The sequence below is a fragment of the Vibrio sp. YT-15 genome (genome assembly GCF_033337445.1).
Lineage (GTDB): Bacteria > Pseudomonadota > Gammaproteobacteria > Enterobacterales > Vibrionaceae > Vibrio > Vibrio alginolyticus.
Genome location: NZ_JAWOQR010000149.1, coordinates 1 through 1,100, shown reverse-complemented (window position 1 = coordinate 1,100; position 1,100 = coordinate 1). Strand labels below are relative to the sequence as shown.

Annotated in this window: 1 pseudogene; it reads right to left on the bottom strand. The window is 41.2% G+C overall.

From position 1 onward, the window contains the following. Positions 1-58 precede the first annotated feature (58 nt). Positions 59-784, bottom strand: a pseudogene (locus R7D93_RS25920) (GGDEF domain-containing protein); the annotation flags it as partial. Between the last annotated feature and the right edge of the window lie 316 nt (positions 785-1,100).

Here is a 1,100-nt window from a genome sequence, read left to right as displayed (position 1 = left end):
GCACCATTAACGCAAATTCTGCGCCGACGAAGCGGCATGCACTCACGCCATCGCGTCAGCTCTGTTGCAGTCGACGCGCGATCGCTTTCAATACTGTGTCACCAAATAGGTGCCCATAGTTATCGTTAAACGCTTTAAAGTGGTCGATATCCAGCAAGATGAGAGTCATCGCCTGATTAGCGTTAATCAGCATGCTCAAATCAGTATCAAAGGCACGACGATTGTAAAGATTAGAGAGTCCATCAAACAGCGCGTCTTTTTGTACTTCGGCTAATTGATTCTTCAAACGAGAAATTTCTTCACTCGCATTGGTGAGTTGACGGTTTAAGAATTTAGTTGAGTGGCGAATCTCATGAGATTCAGCAACGAGTTGGCGGATCACCACCATCACTTCTTCGATGCTCAAGCTGTTGTCTTCAACTTTTTCTAATTTGTTGAAGCTTTTATCGACCATCGCAGAGAAAGAAGAGGTATCTGACAAAGTATCACTCATGGAGCTCGACACTTCATGCAATAGCACTTCTACGTTGGTTTTGAGATCTTCTAAACTGGTTTCTGCTCTACTGGCCACGTAGTTGTTGTAAAGCTGTTTGTTCGCTGCTGGTGGACAAATACCATAGTGTTCTAACACTTCGTCCATCTCAAAATTGAGTTCTGGAATGGTTTTGTCTACGTAGGTATACCAAAGCGCGTAGTCTGCGGGGGTGGCAGCTACATTATTTTTGATCATTAGTGGCACCGCTTTTTTTAAGTTAGCGGTCGATTTCTTAAACTCGTCAGTCATTTATGCGATGTTACTAGCAAAATGGAATTGGATTTAGATTACCGGATATTAACTAATATCGCTTTAATTTTTATCATTTTTGCTTGGTTTATATAAAAAAATGAGTAAATAGCGGTGATATTCATAAATCTGAAATTTGATTTTATAAAATTGCGGTTTAAAAAGTGAACGATTGAGGATGGAAATACGATTTGGCTCTTATGTTCACGATTCATGCAAAGAGCATGGAAAGCGCTGTAGTTAGTAAGAACGGATGATCCGCTTGCGATGCCGAGCGTAAAACAAATCAGTACATTTAGCTCCTCGCCTAAGGACG